The 1,272-nt window shown below is 70.3% G+C and carries 1 protein-coding gene; it reads right to left on the bottom strand.

The genetic code is table 11. The annotated features are described in order from the left end of the window. The coding region (locus DMC18_RS26245) for a YDG domain-containing protein (RefSeq protein ID WP_199232613.1) at window positions 1-1,272 on the bottom strand (1,272 nt) is incomplete at both ends.

Genomic DNA, 1,272 nt, shown 5'->3' with positions numbered 1-1,272 from the left:
GTCGGCCGTGTCGGACGACACCGCGCCCAGGCTGTAATTGCCGGCGTCGCCGCCCGACAGCGTCACGCCCGAGGCGGTGACCGCCTTGCCGCTCGCGGCGTTCCAGTCGTCGAACGCATAGGTTCCTGCCGCCCCGACCGTGTCGCCCGCGATCACCCCAGCCAGGGTCACCACGCCGGTAGCGTCCGTGCTGCGGTCATAGGTCTTGTCGTCAGCCGTCAGGGCGCCGGTGATCGCCTTCTTGAAGATGTCGGCCGTGTCCGACGACACCCCGCCCAGGCTGTAGTTGCCGGCGTCGCCGCCCGACAGCGTCACGCCCGAGGCGGTGACCGTCTTGCCACTGCCGGCGTTCCAGTCGTCGAACGCATAGGTCCCGGCGGCGGCGACCGTGTCGCCCGCGATCACGCCGGCAAGGGTCACCACGCCCGTGGCGTCCGTGCTGCGGTCATAGGTCTTGTCGTCGGCCGACAGGGCGCCGGTCAGAACCTTGGGATCGATGCGCAGCGAACCGGTCCCGTAGGCGAAGGCGTAGTTGAGGTCCGAGGCCAGGCTCCCGGCCCCGGCGGTCAGGACGTAAATCCCCACGTTCCTGCTGGTCGCGCCCGAGACCGTGGCCGCGCCCGACCAGGCGTCGGCCGCAAGGTCGCCGTTGACCAGGCCGGTGATGGTCGCCGAGGTGCTCGGAACACTGCCGTCATAGGTCACGATCCGGCTGTCGGGCGTCACCGTCAGGGTCGGCTGGTAGGCGTAGACGAAGCGGTTGCCCGCGTTGGGCGCCACGGCCAGGGTTTCGTTGGAGAAGTCGTAGGCCGAGCCGTAGAAGCTCTTGCCCGACAGGCCGTTGAAGCTGTTGGCGGCCGTCGAGCCGGACGCGTCGCCGACCGCCTGGGTGTAGATCAGCCAGCGGCCGGCGGCGTTGCTTGCGGTCACCGCGTCGGCGCCGCGCGCATTGGTGAAGGTTCCGTCCGAGACCAGCACGATCGCGTCGCCCGCCCCGTCGGCCGTCACCTTGCCGTTGCTGGCGAAGGTCATGCCGGCGTGCGAGGTCAGGGCCAGCGTTCCCGTGCTCAGCACGGTCCCGGTGATGGTCAGCGAGCGGCCGTCGACCAGTTTCAGCAGGCCGCCGGTATTGGTGAAGTCGCCCAGCTGCGCCACCTGGTTGGCGGCGCCGAAGTTCGCCCCGCCGACCGACGACCCGGTCAGGGTCCGGGCGGTGATGATCCCGGTCGAGACCTGGCCGATGGCGTGGGCCGAACGCAGGTCCACCGTCTG

It is taken from the genome of Caulobacter sp. D5 (genome assembly GCF_003185805.1).
Classification (GTDB): domain Bacteria; phylum Pseudomonadota; class Alphaproteobacteria; order Caulobacterales; family Caulobacteraceae; genus Caulobacter.
The sequence above is the reverse complement of the archived record's forward strand: the minus strand, read 5'-3'. Positions and strand labels throughout refer to the sequence as shown.